Source organism: Micromonospora sp. WMMD736 (genome assembly GCF_049179015.1).
Lineage (GTDB): Bacteria > Actinomycetota > Actinomycetes > Mycobacteriales > Micromonosporaceae > Micromonospora.
This window is the reverse complement of sequence record NZ_JBMHMI010000001.1, coordinates 1,395,120-1,416,204: the sequence shown is the minus strand read 5'-3', so window position 1 is coordinate 1,416,204 and position 21,085 is coordinate 1,395,120. Positions and strand designations below refer to the sequence as shown.

The 21,085-nt window shown below is 71.7% G+C and carries 17 protein-coding genes; 7 read left to right on the top strand and 10 right to left on the bottom strand.

Annotation, left to right across the window (positions count from 1 at the left end):
- Window positions 1–18 precede the first annotated feature (18 nt).
- Window positions 19–1,809 (top strand): gamma-glutamyltransferase family protein, encoded by a 1,791-nt coding sequence (locus tag ACN269_RS06250; RefSeq protein WP_421471492.1) that lies wholly within the window; start codon window positions 19–21, stop codon window positions 1,807–1,809.
- Window positions 1,810–1,819: 10 nt separating this feature from the next.
- Here ACN269_RS06250 and ACN269_RS06245 read toward each other — a convergent pair whose 3' ends face one another.
- From ACN269_RS06245 to ACN269_RS06230, 4 genes are read right to left on the bottom strand one after another with little or no spacing between them, the layout of a single operon-like run.
- Window positions 1,820–2,446, bottom strand: coding sequence for a response regulator transcription factor (locus ACN269_RS06245; protein WP_421471491.1), 627 nt, complete (start codon window positions 2,444–2,446; stop codon window positions 1,820–1,822).
- Complete coding sequence (locus tag ACN269_RS06240; RefSeq protein ID WP_421471490.1) at window positions 2,443–3,666, bottom strand: sensor histidine kinase; 1,224 nt, start codon at window positions 3,664–3,666, stop codon at window positions 2,443–2,445. Before ACN269_RS06240 ends, ACN269_RS06245 begins: the two co-directional genes overlap by 4 nt.
- A gap of 5 nt (window positions 3,667–3,671) precedes the next feature.
- A complete protein-coding gene (locus ACN269_RS06235) occupies window positions 3,672–4,121 on the bottom strand; it encodes an ABA4-like family protein (protein WP_421471489.1) in 450 nt (149 codons plus the stop codon).
- Entirely contained in the window at window positions 4,118–5,041 is a 924-nt protein-coding gene (locus ACN269_RS06230) for a hypothetical protein (protein ID WP_421471488.1), read from the bottom strand. Before ACN269_RS06230 ends, ACN269_RS06235 begins: the two co-directional genes overlap by 4 nt.
- A 163-nt stretch (window positions 5,042–5,204) precedes the next feature.
- Here ACN269_RS06230 and ACN269_RS06225 point away from each other — a divergent pair, with 163 nt between their 5' ends.
- Window positions 5,205–5,954, top strand: coding sequence for a glyoxalase (locus tag ACN269_RS06225; RefSeq protein WP_421471487.1), 750 nt, complete (start codon window positions 5,205–5,207; stop codon window positions 5,952–5,954).
- A gap of 15 nt (window positions 5,955–5,969) precedes the next feature.
- Here ACN269_RS06225 and ACN269_RS06220 read toward each other — a convergent pair whose 3' ends face one another.
- Window positions 5,970–7,217 carry an MFS transporter gene (locus ACN269_RS06220; protein WP_421471486.1) on the bottom strand — a complete coding sequence of 416 codons (1,248 nt, stop codon included), beginning with the start codon at window positions 7,215–7,217 and terminating at the stop codon, window positions 5,970–5,972.
- 82 nt (window positions 7,218–7,299) lie between these two features.
- Between ACN269_RS06220 and ACN269_RS06215 the strand changes: the two genes are divergently transcribed.
- Complete coding sequence (locus tag ACN269_RS06215) at window positions 7,300–8,184, top strand: LysR family transcriptional regulator (protein ID WP_421471485.1); 885 nt, start codon at window positions 7,300–7,302, stop codon at window positions 8,182–8,184.
- 38 nt (window positions 8,185–8,222) lie between these two features.
- On the opposite strand, the gene ACN269_RS06210 is transcribed toward ACN269_RS06215, so the two are convergent.
- The 4 genes from ACN269_RS06210 to ACN269_RS06195 all read right to left on the bottom strand — a co-directional run bounded on the left by ACN269_RS06210 (window position 8,223) and on the right by ACN269_RS06195 (window position 12,968).
- A complete protein-coding gene (locus tag ACN269_RS06210) occupies window positions 8,223–9,752 on the bottom strand; it encodes a TROVE domain-containing protein (protein ID WP_421471484.1) in 1,530 nt (509 codons plus the stop codon).
- 688 nt (window positions 9,753–10,440) lie between these two features.
- The gene (locus ACN269_RS06205) at window positions 10,441–11,163 is read right to left on the bottom strand and encodes a permease-like cell division protein FtsX (RefSeq protein WP_421471483.1); all 723 of its coding nucleotides are present in this window, start codon (window positions 11,161–11,163) and stop codon (window positions 10,441–10,443) included.
- A 123-nt stretch (window positions 11,164–11,286) separates the two neighbouring features.
- Window positions 11,287–11,700, bottom strand: coding sequence for an NUDIX hydrolase (locus ACN269_RS06200; RefSeq protein ID WP_421471482.1), 414 nt, complete (start codon window positions 11,698–11,700; stop codon window positions 11,287–11,289).
- Window positions 11,701–11,771: 71 nt separating this feature from the next.
- Window positions 11,772–12,968: a low temperature requirement protein A gene (locus ACN269_RS06195; protein WP_421471481.1), complete on the bottom strand. Its 1,197-nt coding sequence runs from the start codon at window positions 12,966–12,968 to the stop codon at window positions 11,772–11,774.
- A gap of 59 nt (window positions 12,969–13,027) precedes the next feature.
- Between ACN269_RS06195 and ACN269_RS06190 the strand changes: the two genes are divergently transcribed.
- From ACN269_RS06190 to nrfD, 4 genes are all read left to right on the top strand, one after another.
- Window positions 13,028–13,819 carry a PrsW family intramembrane metalloprotease gene (locus ACN269_RS06190; RefSeq protein ID WP_421471480.1) on the top strand — a complete coding sequence of 264 codons (792 nt, stop codon included), beginning with the start codon at window positions 13,028–13,030 and terminating at the stop codon, window positions 13,817–13,819.
- A 147-nt stretch (window positions 13,820–13,966) separates the two neighbouring features.
- Complete coding sequence (gene fdh / locus ACN269_RS06185) at window positions 13,967–17,242, top strand: formate dehydrogenase (protein ID WP_421471479.1); 3,276 nt, start codon at window positions 13,967–13,969, stop codon at window positions 17,240–17,242.
- Window positions 17,243–17,245: 3 nt separating this feature from the next.
- Window positions 17,246–18,289: a 4Fe-4S dicluster domain-containing protein gene (locus ACN269_RS06180; protein ID WP_421471478.1), complete on the top strand. Its 1,044-nt coding sequence runs from the start codon at window positions 17,246–17,248 to the stop codon at window positions 18,287–18,289.
- Window positions 18,286–19,350 carry an NrfD/PsrC family molybdoenzyme membrane anchor subunit gene (gene nrfD / locus ACN269_RS06175; protein WP_421471477.1) on the top strand — a complete coding sequence of 355 codons (1,065 nt, stop codon included), beginning with the start codon at window positions 18,286–18,288 and terminating at the stop codon, window positions 19,348–19,350. The genes ACN269_RS06180 and nrfD overlap by 4 nt, the downstream gene beginning before the upstream one ends.
- Before the next feature lie 12 nt (window positions 19,351–19,362).
- Here the strand turns inward: nrfD and ACN269_RS06170 are convergent, their stop codons facing one another.
- Window positions 19,363–20,919, bottom strand: coding sequence for an OFA family MFS transporter (locus ACN269_RS06170; RefSeq protein ID WP_421471476.1), 1,557 nt, complete (start codon window positions 20,917–20,919; stop codon window positions 19,363–19,365).
- Window positions 20,920–21,085 lie beyond the last annotated feature (166 nt).

The following is a 21,085-nucleotide window of genomic DNA, read 5'->3' as shown; positions in this document are numbered from 1 at the left end:
CCCCAGTGAGGTGTTGTCATGTCGTTCACCACCCGACCGACCCTGCAGGGCACCTTCGGCATGGTGTCCTCGACGCACTGGCTCGCCAGCCAGTCGGCGATGGGCGTGCTCGAACGCGGCGGCAACGCCTTCGACGCCGCGGTGGCCGCCGGATTCGTCCTGCACGTCGTGGAACCCCACCTGAACGGCCCGGGGGGTGAGGTGCCGGCGATCGTGGCGACCGCCCGGGACCCGCGCCCGATGGTGTTGTGCGGGCAGGGCCCCGCACCGGCCGGCGCGACGATCGCCCACTTCCGGTCCCTGGGCCTGGACCTCGTTCCGGGCGCCGGCCCGCTCGCGGCGGCCGTGCCCGGCGCGGTGGACGCGTGGCTCCTGCTGCTGCGCGACCACGGCACCCGCACCCTCGCCGAGGTGCTGGAACCGGCGATCGGCTACGCCGCCGCCGGCCACCCCCTGGTGGGCGCGGTCGGTGCGACGGTGACGGCCGTGCGGTCGCTGTTCGAGCAGCACTGGCCCACGTCCGCCCAGCTCTGGCTGCGCGGCGGCCGGCCGCCGGTCGCGGGGGAGCGGTTCACCAATCCGGCGTACGCGCGCACGCTGCGCCGACTCGTCGAGGCGGGGCAGGCGGCCGGCGGCGACCGGGAGGCGCAGATCGAGGCGGCCCGCCGCGCCTGGGGTACGGGCTTCGTGGCCGAGGCGATCGACGCGTTCAGCCGTCGGCCGTTCCGCGACTCCAGCGGCCGGGCACACGCCGGACTGGTCACCGGCGACGACCTGGCGGCGTACTCGGCGACCTGGGAAGCGCCCACCACTATCGACTGGCAAGGCTGGACGGTGGCCAAGACCGGGTTCTGGGGCCAGGGTCCGGTGCTGCTCCAGACCCTCGCCGTGCTCGACGCGCTCGACGACGACGGGGCGTACGACACGGCGCGCGCCGCCGGCATCCACGCCCAGGCCGAGGCGCTGACGCTCGCGTTCGCCGACCGGGAGGCGTGGTACGGCGACAGCGCCGACGTGCCCACCACGGCACTGCTCGACCCGGCGTACGTGCGGGAGCGGGCGGCCCTGATCGGCGACCGCGCGTCGCGGGAGCTGCGCCCGGGGAGTCCCGGGGGTGCGCAGCCGCGCCTCCCGGACCACGTCCGGTCCCGGGTGACCCACCGGGTCGACGTGCCGGACCCGACAACGGGCGAGCCGACGGTACGGTCCGACGGGGTGACCCGGGGCGACACCTGCCACGTCGACGTCGTCGACAGGTGGGGCAACATGATCTCCGCGACGCCGAGCGGTGGCTGGTTGCAGAGTTCGCCCACCATCTCCGAGCTGGGGTTCCCGCTGGGCAGCCGGTTGCAGATGTGCTGGTTGCAGGAGGGACTGCCCGCGTCGCTCGTCCCGGGCCGCCGGCCCCGCACCACGCTCAGCCCGACCATGGTGCTGCGCGACGGGCAGCCCGTCCTGGCCTGCGGCACGCCCGGCGGCGACCAGCAGGACCAGTGGCAGCTCCCGTTCCTGCTGCGGCACCTCGTCGGCGGCCAGCACCTCCAGCAGGCCATCGACGCGCCCGCCTGGCACAGCCTCGGCGTGCCGTCGTCGTTCTATCCCCGCGAGTCCGAACCCGGCGTGCTGCTGGTGGAGGACCGGCTCGACGCCGCCGTGGTGACGGCCCTGCGGGCGTACGGGCACGAGGTGCGGCTCGCCGACGCGTGGAGCCTCGGTCGGCTGTGCGCCGTAAGCCGCGACCCGGCCACCGGAGTGCTCGCCGCCGGGGCGAACCCGCGGGGCATGCAGGGCTACGCCTGCGGCCGGTAGCGGCCGCCGGTCAGCCGCCGCGCGCGAACAGCGCGAGGCGTACCCGGTTCGGGCTGTCGGTCTTGGTCATCAGGCTGGTGATGTGGGTCTTGACGGTGGTCACGCCGATGTGCAGCCGCTCGGCGATCTCGGTGTTGGACAGGCCCTCGGCGACCAGGGTGAGCACGTCCTGCTCGCGGGCGGTCAGCCCGTCGAGCTGCCGGGGCGGCGTGACGCGGGTGTGCACCGCGCGCTGGACGAGCCGGCGCAGCACCTCCGGGCTGAACGGGCTGTCGCCCACGGCGGCCCGCCGGATGCCGTCCAGCAGTTCGACCGGGGGCGCGTCCTTGAGCAGGAAGCCGCACGCGCCGGCGCTCAGGGCGGGGTAGAGGTGGTCGTCGTCGCCGAACGTGGTCAGCACCAGCACCCGGGTGGCCGGACGGTCGGCGAGGATGCGACCGGTGGCGGTGATCCCGTCGACGCCGGGCATGCGCAGGTCCATGACGACGACGTCGGGGACGAGCCGCGCCGCGAGGGTGACCGCCTCGCGGCCGTTGTCGGCCTCGCCGACGACCTCGATGTCGGTCTGGGCGTCACACAGCATGCGCAGGCCCGCGCGGATGAGGTGCTGGTCGTCGACGAGCAGGACCCGGATCACGCCGACCCTCCGGTGCTCGCCGGGGCCGCGCGGGGCGCGGGCAGGGTGTTCGGCAGGACCGTCCGCACCCGCCAGCCCGTGCCGGCGGGGCCCGCCTCCAGGTGTCCGCCGAGGACCTCGACGCGTTCGGTCATCCCGGTGACGCCGTGGCCACCGCCGGCCGGCACCGGCGTCGACGCGCGGTCGCCGTCGACACCACCCCCGTCGTCGGTGACCTCCCAGTGCACGGCCCCGTCGCGGACCGCCACGACCAGGTGTGCCCGCGCGGACGTCCCCGCGTGACGTGCCACGTTGGTCAGCGCCTCCTGGGTGAGCCGCAGCACCGCCAATCCCCGTACCGCGTCGAGCGTGCCGATCGCCGCGTCGACGTCGGCCTCCACGCTGATGCCGGCCTGGCGGGCCCGGTCGACGGCCGCGCCGAGCGCCGACGGGAGCGCCGCGGGCTCGATCGCGGTCAGCGAGGCGTCACCGCGTACCCCGTCGGGGTCGCGCAGCACCGCGACCAGCCGGCGCAGCTCCGACAGGGCCGCGCTGCCCGTGCCGTGCACGTCGTCGAACACCTCGCCCACCCGGGGGTCGAGGTCGGTCAGGACGTGCCGGGCCACCCCGACCCGCAGCACCATCGACGCCACGTGGTGGGCGACGACGTCGTGCAGTTCGCGGGCGATGGCCGCGCGCTCGTCGGCGCGCGCCGCGCGGCCCTCCGACTCGCGGCGTCGCTGCTCGGCCAGCGCCCGCTCCAACGCCTGCCGGCCCAACTCCCGGTTGGCCCGGATGACCAGGCCGAGCAGCACCGGGACGCCGACCTCCAGGCCCAGACCGACGACACCGGAGGCGACCTGGCGCAGCGGGTCACCGATGCTGTCGGTCAGGTCGACCACGGCCAGCAGCCCGGCCGCCAGCCAGATCGTGCGGGCGCGACCCGCGAGCATGGTGACCTCGAGCAGGGCCCAGCTCGCGCCCACCTGGTTGATGGTGATGTCGTCGACGAGGCAGATCGCGACCGCCAGCAACGCCGACTGCGCCACCAGGTTGACGACCGGCCGGCGGTACGCCACGAGCGCCACGCCGAACGCGGCCACCGCGAGGGTCCACTGTGTCGACGTCGGCGTGGGCGCGGAGTGGGGCACGAAGAGCAGGTAGCCCAACCCGCTGAGGTCGAGCAGCACCATCCGCACGCGCGCGTCCCGCGCGTCGAACAGCCGCCCCCACCACGCCACGGCCGTCAGCCTAGGTGCTCGGTGTCGACGGCTGCGACGACCGGCCGCCAACGGGACCGGATGCCCAGGTAGGCGGCCAGGCCGAGCGGCCCGAGCAGGATGGTCAGCAGCAGCACCGGAGCCATGACCAGCGCCGGCACCCCCCGTTCCCGGCTGTCCAACCACGCCCAGCGCCCGACGAACAGGTCGAACGCGATCATGTGCGCCCAGCCGGCCGCCGCGCCGTCGGGCGTGCCGAGCAGCTCGCGTACCCCGTCGAGGGTGGGCGACGCGACGGCGGGCAGCACCGTGCCGAACGCCGGCACCACCAGCAGCGCGTAGATCACCACGACCGGCAGCACGATCAGCGGCGATCCGACGATGCGGGCCGTCCACGACCAGCGCGGCAGCAGGATCATCAGCGCCCAGAATGGCGCGGCCAGCGCGAACGTCAGCGGGAACAGCACACCGGTCATGCCGCGAGCGCCAGCTCCGGGCGGCGGCGCGCGAGCACCAGGGCGGTGGCGGTCGCCGTCGCGATCGCCAGAGCCGCGACGACGGCCAGGGTGCGGGCGTCCGGGCGCAGCAGCGGCTGCCCGCGCAGGGCCTGCCAGGTCAACACCATCGTGAGTACGCCGTACGCGGTGCCCGCGACGACCAGCAGCCGGACGCGGGTCCGCGCGTCGAGCCGGGACGCGTACCGGGTCAGCAGGATCGCCAGGATCGGCAGGGCCTGCAGGGCGTGCAGCCCCACGAAGTGCCCGATCCGCAGGTCACCGCCGGTGGTGCTCCAACCGACCACGGGCAGCCCCGGCCCGCCGTCGGCCACGCCCACGCTGTGCGCCCCGGAGACACCCTCGATCGCCGGGTCCGGCGTCCCACGCACCATCGGCACGGCCGCGAGCATACCCAGCAGGGACAGGCCGAGCCCCCACCCGACGGCGGTCGCGGCGACCCGGTCGGGGATCCGCCGGATCAGCAGGACGACCCCGAGGACGAGGTGCGCGGCGAACAGCACCATGATCGCCGCGCCCATCACGGCGAAGAGGGCGGCGTTCAACGGGGTGGTGTCGTTGAAGTGGCTCGTCGTACCCCGGATCACCTGCGCGACGATCACCACCATCTCCACCAGCGACAGCGCGACGATGGTCGCCGCCGCCCACTCCGCGACCCGGCTGCGGCGCGGCAGCAGCGACAGCATCCACGCGAGCGTCGCGCCGTACAGGACGAAGGAGACCGCGAACTTGAACGGCTTGAGCCAGATCGGCGCCCCGGTGAGGACGCGGGGGTCGGCGACGATGCCGACGGCGGCGACGACGGTGAGCACCGCCATCGCGGCGACGAGGAGCATGAGCGGGCGGTTCCACTGTGTCGCCCGACGCAGAATGGTAGTCATGCCTGTAGATGCTCGTGGCCGCCGCGGCCGTACGCGTCCGACCTCGGGCCCCGGTCGCGGCCCCCGGTCGGAGCCCGCCTCCTCCCTGGGTAGGAGGTGGGATCGGGCGCGAACCGACGCCGATGCTGGCACAATGGCCGGCCTGCCGACCGGGGGAGTGACCGTGACGACCAGCGAGGACCGTGTCCAGCCGAACGAGACGACCGTGCCGCTGCTGCCCTGCCCGGCGCCGGAGGAGACCCTGGCGTTCTGGCGTGCCCTCGGCTTCGAGGTGACCTACGAGCAACTGCGACCGTACGTGTACCTGGCGTTCCGGTTCAGCGGGTTCGAGCTGCACTACGGTCCGGCGCCCAAGGACCTCGACCCGACGCGGGAGAAGTCCGGCGGCGCGCTGGTGATGGTCGACGCGGTCGCGCCGTACCACGCGGCGTTCGCCGAGGCGATGCGCCGCGCGTACGGCAAGGTGCTCGTCAAGGGCCTGCCCCGGATGACCCGCTTCCGGGCGGGGGCGTCGCGGTTCAGCGTCGTCGACCCGTCGGGCAACACCATCATCTTCATCCGCCGCGACGAGCCGAAGGACCTGGAGTACGGCGGGTCGAAGGAGCTTGAGGGCCTGGCCCGGGTGTTGGACAACGCGCGGATCCTGCGCGAGTTCAAGACCGACGACCGGGCCGCCTACCGGGCGCTGGACTCGGGGATGCGCCGCCGGGCCGAGGACGCCCCGGTGGTCGAGCAGGCGATGGCGCTCGCCGCGCTCGTCGAGTTGTCGGTGGCGTTGGGCAAGACCGACCGGGTGCCCGAGTGGGGTGCCCGGCTGCGCGCGTTGACCTTGACGGAGTCGGAGCGTACCCAGGTGGCGGCCTATGTCGCGGACCCGGCGCTGCTGGAGCCGTTCTGGCCCGACGCGGGGTGACCGCGTCCGGCCCGGTCAGCGGTTGGCGCTGCGGCGACGGAACAGGAGCGTCACGCCGCCGAGCAGGACGAGCAGCAGGCCGGTGAACCAGTTCATCGCGGTGATCGTGCTGACCGTGCGGGTGGCGATCCCGATGCCGAGAGCCGGCAGGCTCATCCCGAGGTAGGCGATGAGGAACAGCCCGGCCAGGGCCGCACCGCGCCGAGCCGGCACGGCCATCGCCGCGACCGTGCCGACGGCGGCCTTGAACAGCACGCCCGCGCCGACTCCCGCGACCACGCCACCGAGCAGGAACGCGGTCAGGCTCGCGGTGTGCATCCCGACCAGCACGACGGGCACGCCGACGGCCTGCGCCAGCAGTCCGAGTCGTACCTTCGCCGGAGCGGGCAGCCGGGTGGTGAGGCTCTGCGCGACGGCCGCGCCGCCGAACACGGCGAACACGACCGCGCCGGCCAGCGCCCGCGACGGCAGGTGCAGGGCACCGGCGACGAAGCCCGGGGCCACGGAGGTGAACAGGCCGAACACGGCGAACGAGGCGAAGCCGGCGGCGGTCGCCGCCACGTACCCGGCGGGGTCGCCGTGGTCGGCGCTGATCCGCTGCGGCCGGTAGGCGGGCCGGACCGGCCGCTCCGGCACGGTCTCCGGGGTCGCCGCGACCGCCACGAGGCTGACCGCCAGCAGCACGGCGAACACCAGGTACGGGGTGCGCAGCGGCGCGTGGACGTACTGGGCGAGGACGCCCGCGACCAGCGCGCCCACGCCGAGGCCGCCGATGTTCGCGGCGGTGGAGACCACCTCGAAGCGTTGCCGGGACGCGTCGGGGCGGTGCGCCGCGTGCAACTCCTGCAGGTACGCGGTGGCGGTAGCGGTGATCATGCCGATGCCCAGCCCGCTCACCAGGCGGGCGACCAGCAGCACCGGCAGGGACGCGTCGCCCAGGAACAGCGCGGCGGCGACCAGTTCCAGGGCCAGCGCCGGGATGAGGATCTTCTTGCGGCCGACCCAGTCCGACACGTGCCCGACGAGCAGCAGGCTGATCACCACACCCACCGCGTACGCCGCGAACACGATCGTGACCGTGAACGTGGAGAAGCCGTCCCGCGCCATGTAGAGCGGGTAGAGCGGGGACGGCACGGTGCAGAACGCCATCGCGGTGAGGAACGCCAGGGCGACCGCCCAGAAGCCACGGCCATGACGGGACGATCCTTCGGTACGCCCGGCCGGGGCGACGGGCTGGCGGGAGGGCAGGGTCGTTGACGACATGAGCCCACTGTCACCCCAGCCGATCATCACGTCCAACGAAAGTTGACGCTAGTCACCATCGCTGCGAGTGATACTTGGCGGCGTGGAACTGCGTCAACTCGAGTACTTCGTCGCGGTGGCCGAGGAGCAGAACTTCACCCGCGCCGCCGCCCGCCTGCACGTCGTCCAGTCCGCCGTCTCGGCGGCCGTGAAGACGCTGGAACGCGAACTGGGCGCACCGTTGCTGGACCGCAACTCCAAACGCGTACTCCTGACCGACGCCGGTGTCGCGCTGCTGCCCCGCGCCCGCATCGCCCTCGACGCGGCCCGCGACGCCCGCGACGCGGTCGCCGAGGTGCACGGCGGCCTGCGGGGCACCCTGCGCATCGGCACGATGACCTCGACCCGGCTCCTGCACCTGCCGGCCCTGCTCGGCGAGTTCCACCGTCGGCATCCCGGGGTGCTGCTGCACACCAGCGTCGCGCCGTCCGGTTCCCAGGGGCTCATCGACGCGCTCACCGAGCGCCGGCTCGACCTCGCGTTCGTCTCGCTGCCCGGCACGCCACCGGCGCAGATCCACCTCACCGAGCTGGCCCGGTCGGTGATCGACCTTGTCGTGCCGGACGGTCACCCGCTCGCCGCCCGCGAAGCGGTGTCGCTGCGCGACCTCGCCGGCCTCGACTTCATCGACTCCCCGATCGGCTACGGCAACCGCGCCGTCACCGACCGGGCGTTCGCCACCGCCGGCCTGTCCCGGCGCGTCACCATCGAGATCCCCGACATCGCCACCGGCGCCGACCACGTCCGGCACGGGCTCGGTATCGCGCTGCTGCCCCGCTTCGTCGTCGCCGACGCTCCCGGCGTCCACACCCTGACCGTCACCGACGCCGACCTGGACTGGACCGCGTCGCTGGCCACGCCCGCGGACCGCCCGGTCGGCGCCGCCGCCCGCGCCCTCATCGCTCTGACCGGCGAGTTCCTGCCCTGATCCGTGCTGCGGGGCGGATGCGCCCCGCAGCACGCGGATCAGAAGGGCCACCGCTCGGCGGACCCGGCCTCGATCAGCGGGATCATCGCGAACGCGGCGTCGGACAGCCCGCCGAAGGTGTGCCGCGTGGTCGCCGTCGACGTGTGCCCGACCCGGTATCCGGCCAGGTTCCAGGTGTACACGGGCACCTCCGCCGGCACTGCCGCGACGACGTCCGCCGATCCGTGCCAGTGGGCCTGCTCGTCGGTGAGGATGATCAGCCGGTCGTGTGTGCCGAAGTGCTCCCGGACGGCCTTCTCGGTGTCGGTTCCCCGGCCGAGGAAGTAGCCGCCCTCCTTGAACCGCCGCACCGCCGCGAGGACCGACTCACCCGCCACCGCGGGGAACACCCGGCTGTCGTCGGAGAACGACACCACGGTGGCCGCCTGCGCGCGGGCGGCCAGCGCGAGCCCGAACACCGTGGCGGCGTCCCAGCAGCGCAGCGTGCCGTCCTTGCTGAACGTGCTCTGCATCGAGCCGGACGTGTCGATGAGGATCAGCGTCCGTCCGTCCAGCGCGGGAACGTTCGCCAGGGCGTGCTGCAAGGCCTTCTCCAGCGGGTACGCCCACCGCAGGCTCGGCGTCGCGTTGTACGCCGACAGGAAGCGCATCGGCAGGACCCGCGAACCCGCCACCCGCGCCGGGTCGGCGAGCGTGGCCGCCACCGTCTCCGCGACGGCGTCGCTGACCCCGGCCTGGTCGAAGTTGCGCAGGTTACGCAGCAGCGCCAGGTAGCCCATGGTCGGGATGACGGACTCCCACGCGGCCGCGTCCATCGCGCTCTGCCGCCAACCGGCCAGGGCCTCCCACGTCATGCCGGCCGCGTCCAGCACGGCCGGGTCGAGGACCTGCCCGCGCTGCTCGACCGGCATCGCCATGAGCGCCTCCCGCGCGCTGAGCATCCGCAGGGACTCCGGGATCGGGTTGTCCCGCTGGTGCCGGCGATCCAGCGCGTGCCGGAAGAGGTCACCCTGGCGCTCATCCCTGGCGACGGGGTGGGTCAGGTCGAGGACGTCACCGAAGCGCACCTGGCGGCCGACGGTGTCGTACTTGAGCAGGCTCCGCTCGGTGTAGAGCCGGACCGCCGCGTCGGCGATGCCCCGCTTCACCGGCTTGGGCAGTGCCCGGCCGTGCCGAGCCAGCCAGTACGCGAGCGCCTCACCCGGCTCGTCGGCCCGCTGCAACGCCGCATCGACGACCGCGCGTGAACCCGGGATACCCGCCGCCACCTGCGCTCGGGCACCTTCGAGGGCCGCCACCACGGATGCCGAGCGCATCATCGCGCCGGTCCGGAGCCACCCCACGAACCGGCCGAACCAGTCGGGATCAGCGACGGCCACGGTGGCGACCAGGTCCCGGAAACGGGCGTCCCGGTCGGTCGAGCCCTCGTAGAAGGTGGCCTCGCCGACCATGTTCGAGACACCGAGCAGGAACAGTTCGAGGCGCGGCTCGCGGACGAAACCGGGCGCGCCCTCGGCGGTCACCGACCGCTGCCGGCTCGTACGCAGCTTGAGGTTGAACTTGGCCATGACGTCCCCCACGTCGGTCGGCCGAGAAGGCGCCACCACACGCACACCCGAGATCGAAGTCGGCGACGGAACAGTCCGCCGTTCTGTCCGTTGAACTACCCACCCGAAGGCGTCGGGGGATTCGAACCCCCATCTGCGGATCCCGAAGTAACCGTTGCCTGCGCACCGGGTGTGCGTGTGGTCGCGCTTCCCGAGATCGAGGTCGGCGACGGAGGGTCCTTCACCGGGGCCGGAGCCCCTCCAGATGTAGCCGTCGCCTACGCACCGGGATGTGCGGTCAGAACCGTAGCGGCGGAGGTGGCGGGCGGGCAATGGAGTTTGTGATCTCGTGATCAGCGCCCTCCGTACGCGCCGCACGCCCGAGATCGAAAGTGGACACGGCGTTTTGCGGGCTCGAACCGCAGGCCCTTGCCGGACCATCACCAGAAGTAGCCGTATCCGTCGCACCGGGCGTGCGGCGAGCGCACCTCCCGAGATCGAAGCGACGACGGCGACCGGCCCTCGCGGGCCAAGGTGACCTGGGCCGCTGGTCGACGCCACCCGAAGTGGCGGTAGGATTCGAACCTACGTCTCCCCGTTTGAAGCGGAAGTAGCCGTTGCCTGCGCACCGGGAAGTGCCCCACGACGGTAGGCCCGCGTCGCCGCGCCGGCAAACTCATTTCGCAGCCAGGTCGAGGGAGCCACGTGGCTACAGCATCGCCAGCGGCACGAGCTGCACGGTGTCGACGCCGTCGAGTTCCCTCAGCTCGGTCACTCCCGCGCCCTTCTTGTCCAAGGGCATCTCGAACCGCCAGGACTCGTGTCCCATCTGCGGATCGAGCTGCGTGGTCAGGTCGCCCTTGCCCTGGCAGCGCTCACGCAGACGTTCGTACGCGGCGGCCCGGTCCTCGAAGTGGACCGACCGTGCGGTCGGCAGCGCCCGTACCGCCTGCTCCACGGCGGTCCGCTGCCCATCGGTCGTGGACGGCTTCAGCCGGACGACGATCCCGATCCGCGACGGCAGGGGCTCGACGTCCGCGACCTTGAGGACGACATCCGTGACGCCCGCGACGTCGGCCATCACCAGCTCGACCGCCTCGGCGATCGGCGCGTCGGTGACCGTGGCGTGGAACAGTTCCGGCACGTACTCCGGTTTGATCTTCGCCAACAGGTCGGGGCTGTCCTTCAACGCCTCCTTCTCGCGCGCGTACGCCTGCTCGCGGTTCTCGAAGGTCACCTGTTCGACGCTGGGCATCGACCTCAGCCGCTGTTCCACGGTGGTCTTCCGGTCCGCCGTGATGTCCTGATGCAGAAAGACGGTCAGGGTGACCTTCGTGAACTCCGCGGGCTTCGGGGGCTTCGGGGGCTTCGCGGTGCAGGCGGATACGCCGAGCAGGAGGACCAGTGCCAGGGGTGGTGCGAGGCGACGCATGGGCGGAGATCGTAACGATCATTTGCCAGCGCCGCTGTCCGGGATCGGTGAGAGCGTTCATTGTGCTGCGGCGTGAGCGCTGTGCACATTCTGAGCACCGGGGGTGCCTGACCGGAACGTGGATCAGGCGTCCCCGAGGTGCATCGACAGCACCGCCGCGGTGGAGGCCGCCAGCTTCCGGTCGAACACCTCGTCGCGCGGGACGAACACCATGGCCTGCCCCTCGCCGAGCACGACGTCCTCCTGCCGCGCGGTGGTGGCGCCAAGGAACACGTGCACCGTGACCGTGTGCGGGAAGTCGGCCTCGTACGGACGTGGACCGCTCCACAGCGGGTGCAGCTCACCGGCTGTCAGACCGGTCTCCTCCAGCAGTTCGCGGTGGGCGGCCTGCTCGGGCGACTCGCCGGGCTCAAGGTGGCCGCCGGGAAGGCTCCACTGGTTCGGCGAGACGGGCGCGTGCTCGTCACGATGCTGCATGAGCACAGCCCCGGACGGATCGACGAGCAGGACGAGGGCGACGTCGTAGGTGGCCACCACCGGACCGTCTCACCTTTCCCGGCCCCTGTCACGCCGGTCACCCGCTTCGGCTGCCCGTAAACGGGCCGCTGTCAGGCCGGCGGTGTGGCCCGTTCCGGAGGGCCGCGTCGCCCGCGCACCGTGTCCTCGGCGGCGAGCGCCGCGAGGACGAGCGTCGTGAACGCCAGCGGGACCTCCGGCGGCAGCTGGACCACCACGGGAGACAGGGCGGCCAGGACGAGGATGGCGATCAACCGGGGTACGGTCACCCGGCCGAAGATCACGTATTCGAAGCCGACCCGGCCCAGCAGGAACAGAGCGGGACCGCCGATGATGGCGGCGATCCAGGGCGGTGGCGTGTGCCCGGCTGGACGGTCCATGGCCAGCGTGAAGCCGACCGCGGCGAGGATGGTCCCGGCGACCATGGTCATGTGGGCGTACGCCGACCACTGGCTGAGCCGGTGGGGGTCGCGGGCGGCGCTGATGGCCGGCCCGAGCTGGCTCCCCGCCTGGTAGACGTAGAGCCGCCACATGAGTGCGGCGCTGGTGAAGGCCAGGACGAGCGCGATCGTGCGCCGGGGCGTGAACCCGTACGAGTTGACGTTGGTGAAGGTCATGCCCATGGCCAGGACGATCTCCCCGAGGGCGATGATGAAGACCTGCCGGTAACGCTCGGCGATGTGGGTGGCGGTGATCTCCAGGGCCGGTCCCCGCTCGTGACCGAACTGGCGCGGGGTGGGCCAGCGTAGCGCCGCCGCGAAGTAGTCCACGGTCAGCGCCCCCAGCCACAGGATGCCGCGGGCCCAACCGTGGACGAATGCTCCGGGGATCCACAGCAGCGTCGAGATCAGGGACCAGAACCGGGCCCGCAGCACGTGGTTCAGTACGGGCGTGCTGCGGGCTGCCCGTACGATGAACAGGAAGCGCCCGAAATTGATGAGGGCGAAGGTGGCGGCGAAGAACGGGCCGTTTCCGTGGAACCCCTCGGGCACCTGGATGGCCATCAGGAAGACCCCGAACATGACCAGCACGACGTACCACTGGACCGACGCGTGCTGCGGGTCGAACTGGTCGGTCATCCACGCGGTCAGGATCCAGACCCACCACAGCGCCAGCAGCAGTACGAGCGCCTCGAACCCACCCTCCAAGGTGAGGTCGTCGGCCAGCAGGTGAGTGAGCTGGGTCAGGGCGAAGACGTACACCAGGTCGAAGAAGAGCTCGATGAACGCGGGCTGCTTCGGAGCCGCCCGATCGCGCAGCAGTGGCCGCGGCGGTGCGTTGCGAGTCATCGCACTCATCACAGCACCCAGGCTGGTCTTCGTAACCTGGATCCGCCACACTCCCCGGTATGCGTGATCGTTCTCGCCGGTGGGCGTGGCTCAACGTGCTCGGTGTCGGGCTGATCCTCTATCTCGCGGTGCTGCGGACCCTGGTCCGCACCCAGAACCCGAACTTCGTGCCGGCGTTGATCCTGCTCGGCGCGACCCTGGCACCCCTGACGTTCCTGACGTTCGCCCAGGCCCGTACCGGGCGGTGGCAGGTGCCGGCGTCGGTGCTGGTGACGTCGGCGTTCTTCGGCGGGGTGATCGGCACGGTGGTGGCCGGCACCCTGGAGTACGACACCCTGCGCGGCCTCGGCACGCTGCCCATGCTGTTCGTGGCACTGATCGAGGAGTCGGCCAAGCTGATCGTCCCGGTGGTGCTGTTGTTCACGGCTCTGGCCCAGCACCGTCGCCGGGTGCCGTCCGACGGTCTGGTCATCGGCGTGGCCGCCGGCATGGGCTTCGCCGCGCTGGAGACCATGGGGTACGCCTTCACCGCCCTGCTCAGCTCGAAGGGCAACATCGGCGCGGTGGAGCAGACCCTGTTCATCCGGGGCCTGACCGCGCCCGCCGGGCACACTGCCTGGACCGGGTTGACCGCCGGGGCGCTGTGGGCGCTGCTGGCCACTCCGAGCGTCCGCCGGCTGTTCGGGTTCCTCGGCACCTTCGTGGGTGTCGTCGTGCTGCACACCCTCTGGGACACCTTCACCGGTTCGTTCGTCTTCGTGGTCGTGGCGCTCGTCAGCATCGGCTGGCTCGTCTGGGAGCTGCGCCGCTACCGGACCTTCGGCGACCACCTGGCGCTGGAGCATCCGTAGCCGACGACCCCGCCCACCATGCCTCCCTCGGCCGCCGCGACCCGGCCGGGGGAGGCATCGCTCTGCTGATCCCGCTGCGGCGGGCCGGACCGCTCATTTACTGTCGGAGTGTTCACGCTTTGTGACTTTCGTCGGGAAGGTGCAGCGATGGGGGTGCGCCGCTGGATCGGGAGCTGGCCGCTCTATCGCCAGCTCGCGGGCACCGACCCGCTCGGTCGGGGTGCCGCCGCCAAGTCGGCCCGATCCCTGTCGTTGACCGCCCGTACCGAGACGGCCGATTCTGTGGCGCGGTCGGTGTGTCCGTACTGCGCGGTGGGGTGTGGTCAGCGGGTGTTCGTGGCCGATGGTCAGGTCACGCAGATCGAGGGTGATCCGGACAGTCCGATCTCGCGGGGCCGCCTGTGTCCCAAGGGGTCCGCGAGCAAGAGCCTGGTGACGAGTCCGCTGCGTCAGACGACGGTCCGCTACCGCCGGCCGTACGGCACCGAGTGGGAGGACCTGGACCTCGACACGGCGCTGAACATGATCGCGGACCGGGTCCTGGCGGCCCGGGACGAAACCTGGGAGGACCGCGACGACGAAGGGCGGCCGCTGAACCGGACGTTGGGGATCTCCAGTCTGGGTGGGGCGACGCTGGACAACGAGGAGAACTACCTCATCAAGAAGTTGTTCACGGCGATGGGGGCGTTGCAGATCGAGAACCAGGCGCGTATTTGACACTCCGCCACCGTCCCCGGTCTGGGGGCCAGCTTCGGTCGTGGCGGCGCCACCCAGTACCAGCAGGACCTGTCGAACTCCGACGTGATCATCATCCAGGGTTCGAACATGGCCGAGGCGCACCCGGTGGGCTTCCAGTGGGTGATGGAGGCCAAGCGTCGGGGCGCGAAGGTGTTCCACGTCGATCCGCGCTTCACGCGCACGAGCGCGCTGGCGGACGCGTACCTGCCGATCCGGGCGGGCACGGACATCGCGCTGCTGGGTGGGGTGATCCGCTACATCCTCGACAACGAGCTGGACTTCCGCGAGTACGTCCTCGCCTACACCAACGCCGCCACCATCGTCGGCGAGGATTTCCGGGACTGCGAGGACATGCACGGGCTCTTCTCCGGCTTCGTCGAGGAGAACGCCAGCTACGACCAGAGCAGCTGGCAGTACGAGGGCGCCCCGGAGAACATCTCCACCCGCGACACCGAGACGCAGCGGGAGACGGCGGCCGGGCTGGAGCACGAGTCGCACGGCGCGCCGGTGGGCGGGCAGACGCAGCGGGACGAGACGTTGCAACATCCGCGCTGCGTCTACCAGATCCTGAAGCGGCACTACGCCCGCTACACCCCCGAGATGGTCGAGCGGGTCTGCGGCATCCCGCAGGAGAAGTTCCTGGAGTTGGCGCGGGCGTGGACCGAGAACTCGGGCCGGGAGCGCACCGGGATGCTCGTCTACTCGGTGGGGTGGACGCAGCACAGCGTCGGGGTGCAGTACATCCGGGCCGGGGCGATCATCCAGTTGCTGTTGGGCAACATGGGCCGCCCGGGTGGCGGGGTGATGGCGTTGCGCGGGCACGCCAGCATCCAGGGCTCGACCGACATCCCGACCCTGTTCAACCTGCTGCCGGGCTACCTGCCCATGCCCCACCACGCCGACCACCCGACCCTCGACGAGTGGATCAACAGCATTGCCCATCCCGAGCAGAAGGGCTTCTGGGGCAACGCGCGCGCCTACGGGGTGAACCTGCTCAAGGCGTACTGGGGTGATGCGGCCACCGCCGACAACGACTTCTGCTACGGCTACCTGCCCCGGATGACCGGCGACCACGGCACGTACCAGCAGGTCCTGGACATGATCGACGGGAAGGTCAAGGGGTACTTCCTGCTCGGCCAGAACCCGGCGATCGGTTCGGCGCACGGCCGGGCGCAGCGCCTCGGGATGGCGAACCTCGACTGGCTCGTCGTGCGGGACCTGTTCATGATCGAGAGCGCGACCTTCTGGCAGAACGGTCCGGAGATCGAGACGGGCGAGATAGTGCCCGCGGAGTGCCGGACCGAGGTGTTCTTCCTCCCGGCCGCGTCGCACGTGGAGAAGGAGGGCACCTTCACCCAGACCCAGCGGCTGTTGCAGTGGCGGGAGAAAGCCGTCGAGCCACCGGGCGACGCCCGCTCCGAGCTGTGGTTCTTCTACCACCTCGGTCGCATCATCCGGGAACGCCTCGCGCGCTCGACCCGCCCCCGCGACCGGGCGCTGCTCGACCTCACCTGGGACTACCCCACGCACGGTCCGCACGCGGAGCCGAGCGCCGAGGCGGTGCTGCGCGAGATCAACGGGTACGACGTGACGACCGGCCGACCGTTGGCGAGCTACACGGAGATGACCGACGACGGCTCCACGGCGGGTGGCTGCTGGATCTACACGGGCGTGTACGCCGACGGCGTCAACCAGGCCGCCCGCCGAAAGCCCGGCGCGGAACAGTCCCTGGTGGCGCCCGAATGGGGTTGGGCCTGGCCGTCCAACCGGCGCATCCTCTACAACCGCGCCTCCGCCGACCCGGACGGCCGGCCGTGGAGCGAGCGCAAGAAGTACGTCTGGTGGGACGCGGAGAAGGCCGAGTGGACCGGCCACGACGTGCCGGACTTCGAGAAGACCAAACCGCCGTCGTACCGGCCCGCACCGAACACCTCGGGCGTCCCGGGCATCGCGGGCGACGACCCGTTCATCCTGCAGGGCGACGGCAAGGGCTGGCTCTACGCGCCCAGCGGCATCCTGGACGGGCCGCTGCCCACCCACTACGAGCCCGTCGAGTCGCCGGTGCGTAACCCGCTCTATCGCCAGCAGGCCAACCCGACCCGCAAGGTCTACACCCATCCGATCAACAACCTCAACCCGAGCCCACCGGAGCAGCACAGCGACGTCTTCCCGTACGTCTTCACGGTCAGCCGGCTCACCGAGCACCACACCGCCGGTGGCATGAGTCGGACCGTGCCGCACCTCGCCGAGCTGCAACCGGAGATGTTCGTGGAGGTGTCGCCCGAACTGGCCGTGGACCGGGGACTGACCCACCTGGGCTGGGCGCACCTGGTCACCACCCGCGCGGCCATCGAGGCACGGGTCCTGGTGACCGACCGCGTGACGCCCCTGCGGGTGGACGGTCGGATCCTGCACCAGGTGTGGCTGCCGTACCACTTCGGTTTCGAAGGGCTGGTCACCGGCGATTCGGCGAACGACCTGTTCGGCATCACCCTCGACCCCAACGTCCTCATCCAGGAGAGCAAGGTCGGCACCTGCGACCTGCGGCCCGGTCGGCGTCCGCGAGGTCAGGACCTGCTGGACCTCGTCGTCGACTACCGGCGGCGGTCGGGCGACCTGAGCCACCGTTACCCACCGCTGGTCACGACGGACGTCGCCGACAGCAGCAGCGACCAGGAGGACTGAGCGATGCCGCACGCCAACGCCCTGTACGGGCCGCTGGATCCGGCGCCGGACGCGGGGTACGTGGACGCGCCGCAGCGGATGGGGTTCTTCACCGATACGAGTGTGTGTATCGGGTGTAAGGCGTGTGAGGTGGCGTGCAAGGAGTGGAACGGCGTTCCGGAGGGTGGTTTTGATCTGTTGGGGATGTCGTACGACAACACGGGGGCGTTGACGGCGAACTCGTGGCGGCACGTGGCGTTCGTCGAGCAGCCGCGCCCGGTCGGTGCGACCACCCCGGCGTTCGCCGGCTATCCGGACGGGCCGGCGGTCAGCCCGGCGACGGCTGCCGTCGGGGCGCGGACCGACGCCGACACCCGCACGGACCCGGGCCTGCCACCTGGCTCGCCGGGCGCGGCCACCCGCATGTCGGGCGGCCCGGAGTTCCTGGGTATGCCGGGTGCCCGGCCGCCGGGGCGGGACACCGGGGTGGAGGGTCGCAGTGATTTCCGTTGGTTGATGATGTCGGATGTGTGTAAGCACTGCACGCATGCGGCTTGTTTGGATGTGTGTCCGACGGGGTCGTTGTTCCGGACGGAGTTCGGGACGGTGGTGGTGCAGGAGGACATCTGTAACGGGTGTGGGTACTGCATTTCGGCGTGTCCGTACGGGGTGATCGATCAGCGTCGGGGTGATGGTCGGGCGTGGAAGTGCACGCTGTGCTACGACCGGTTGGGTGCGGGGATGACTCCGGCGTGTGCGCAGGCGTGTCCGACCGAGTCGATCCAGTACGGGCCGCTTGACGAGTTGCGGGAGCGGGCCGCTCAGCGGGTGGCGACTCTGCACGGGCGGGGTGTGCCGCAGGCCCGGTTGTACGGGCACGACCCAAACGATGGTGTGGGTGGTGACGGGGCGTTCTTCCTGCTGTTGGACGAGCCGGAGGTGTACGGGCTGCCGCCGGACCCGGTGGTGACCACCCGGGACCTGCCGGCCATGTGGAAACACGCCGGCATCGCCGCATTGACGATGGCCGCCGCCACCGTGGTCGCGTTTCTCGGCAGGCGGCCATGACCGACGCGACGCCACCGGTGGGCGGGCGGTTCCGCGCGTACCAGGCCCACCTCGACCGGCCCGACGGGCGGCGCGGGCGCGGGCACGGCGGCGAGCAGTTGACCGTGCCGCCGGCCGACTTCAGCTCCTACTACGGCCGGCCGATCCTCAAGGCACCGGTGTGGAAGCGCGACATCGCCGGCTACCTGTTCACCGGTGGCCTGGCCGCCGGAGGCGCCCTGATCGGCGCGGGCGCCCAACTGACCGGACGCCCCGAGCTGCGCCGGGTGGGCCGCTGGACGGCTCTCGGGGGCATCGTCGCCAGCGCGTACCTGCTGGTGCACGACCTCGGTCGGCCGGGGCGGTTCCACCACATGCTCCGGGTCGCCAAGCCGACCTCGCCCATGTCGATGGGCACCTGGATCCTCACCGCGTTCGGCCCGGCCGCCGGGGTGGCCGCGATCGCCGAACTCGCGCCGCGGCTGCCGCAGCACGGGGTGTTGGGCCTCGCCCGTCGGCTGGCGCCCGGCGTCGGTGACGTCGCCGGTCTCGCCGCGGCGGCCACCGCCCCGGCGCTGGCCACGTACACCGGGGTCCTGCTCGCGGACACCGCCGTACCGGCCTGGCACGACGCGTACCCCGATCTGCCGTTCGTCTTCGGCGGCAGCGCGCTCGTCGCGGCCGCCGGGGTGGGTCTCATCGCGGCGCCCGCCGCGCAGACCGCCCCGCTGCGGCGGCTCGCCGTCGCCGGTGCGGCCATCAAGCTGGTCGGCGGTCACCGGATGGAGCGGCTGCCGGTCACCGGCGAGCCCTACCGCAGCGGGCACAGCGGGCGTCTGGTCCGGGCGGGCAACGTGTTGATCAGCGTCGGCGCGGTCGCCGCGCTGCTCTCCCGACGCAGCCGGCTCCTGTCGATGCTCTCCGGCGCGGCCCTGGTGGCCTCGTCGGTGGCCACCCGATTCGGGATCTTCGAGGCCGGCTCGGTGTCGGCGCGCGATCCGAAGTACACGGTCGTACCCCAGCGGGAACGCCTCGCCGACGGCGGCCCGGCGGCGGACGGCGCGGACCGGCCCGCGCGGTGAGCGCCGGCCGCCTCAGCCCGTGAACAGCTTCGCGGCCGTGCTGAGGGTCTCGACGATGCCGTAGCCGAGCAGCACCGCGACGAGCAGCCACGACAGCCAGAGCCGCCCGGTCTGGTCGCCGACGTGTTCGGGCACTGGTGGCCTGCTCTGCGGGCCGAGGGCGACCGGCTCGGTGACGCTGGCCTTCGCCACCGGCGAGGTCGACCCCCGGTCCGGCTCGTGGAACCGGTCGGGAACGGCGCGGACCAGGAGGTTGGCGATGAAGCCGATGGCGAGCACGCCGACCATGGTGAACAGCGCGGGCCGGTACGCCGACGCGGTGAGGGTTCCGGGCTTGCCCTGGGTGTCGAGGATCCGGTTGACGATCAGCGGGCCGGCGACGCCCGCCGCCGACCAGGCGGTCAGGAGTCGCCCGTGGATCGCGCCGACCTGGAAGGTCCCGAAGAGATCCCGCAGGTACGCGGGCATGGTGGCGAAGCCGCCACCGTAGAACGAGATGATCAGCGCGGCGATCAGCACGAAGAGCGCCGTCGCCGCGTGCCCGGCCACCGCGAGCAGCGCGTAGAGCACCATGCCGACACCGAGGTAGACCAGGTAGATCGGCTTGCGGCCGATCAGGTCGGACGTCGTCGACCAGACGAACCGGCCGGCCATGTTGAACAGCGACAGCACCCCCACGAAGCCGGCCGCCGCCGACACCGACACGGCGGTGGACCCGTTGTCCCGGAAGAAGTCCTGGATCATCGGGCTGGCCTGCTCCAGGATGCCGATGCCCGCCGTGACGTTGCAGAACAGCACGATCCACAACAGCCAGAACGAGCGGGTGCGTACGGCGTTGGCCGCGGAGACGCTCGCTCTCGTCACCAGCGGCCGGGTCGCGACCCGATCGGGGTCGAACCCGGCGGGCCGCCAGTCGGGCGGCGGCACCCGCACGTTGAACGGACCGAACATCATGATCACGAAGTAGCCGATGCCGAACGTGACGAACAGGCCCACGAGGGCGGACCCCGACGCCACCGCCGCCGGGTTGGCCGGGTTGTAGTCGGCGTCGTAGAGCGACAGCAGTTGGCGCGCGAGCGGACCGGCGACCAGAGCGCCACCGCCGAATCCCATGATCGCCAGGCCGGTGGCGAGTCCCGGCCGGTCCGGAAACCACTTGATCAGCGTGGAGACGGGCGAGATGTAGCCGATGCCCAGCCCGATACCACCGATGACGCCGTAGCCGAGGTAGAGCAGCCAGAGCTGCTGGGTCGCGATGCCGAGCGCGCCGACCAGGAAGCCGGTGGCCCAGAAGCACGCGGAGACGAACATCGCCCGCCGAGGGCCGTTGCGCTCGACCCACCGGCCCCCCACCGCCGCCGACGAGCCCAGCATGACGATGGCGATGCTGAAGATCGCCCCGATCGCCGTCTGACTCGTGTCGAAGTGGGCGATGAGCGAGTTCTTGTAGACGCTCGTCGCGTAGACCTGACCGATGCACACGTGGACGGCCAACGCCGCGGTCGGGATGAGCCAGCGGCTGTATCCCGGGGGAGCGACGGTGTGTCGGGGGTCGAATACCGACAGCATGGGCTCCGCACCTCCTGCGGCCGAGTGGGCAGGCGGCGGGCGCGTCCGGCGTTCGCCGTTGATCGGCTGTGGTTTCACGTTACGTGCTGGCCGGGCGCCGCTCTCGGATACCGGAAAACGCGCCGATCCCGGATCGGGGCGGCCGGGCCCTGCTGAAAACCTGCCC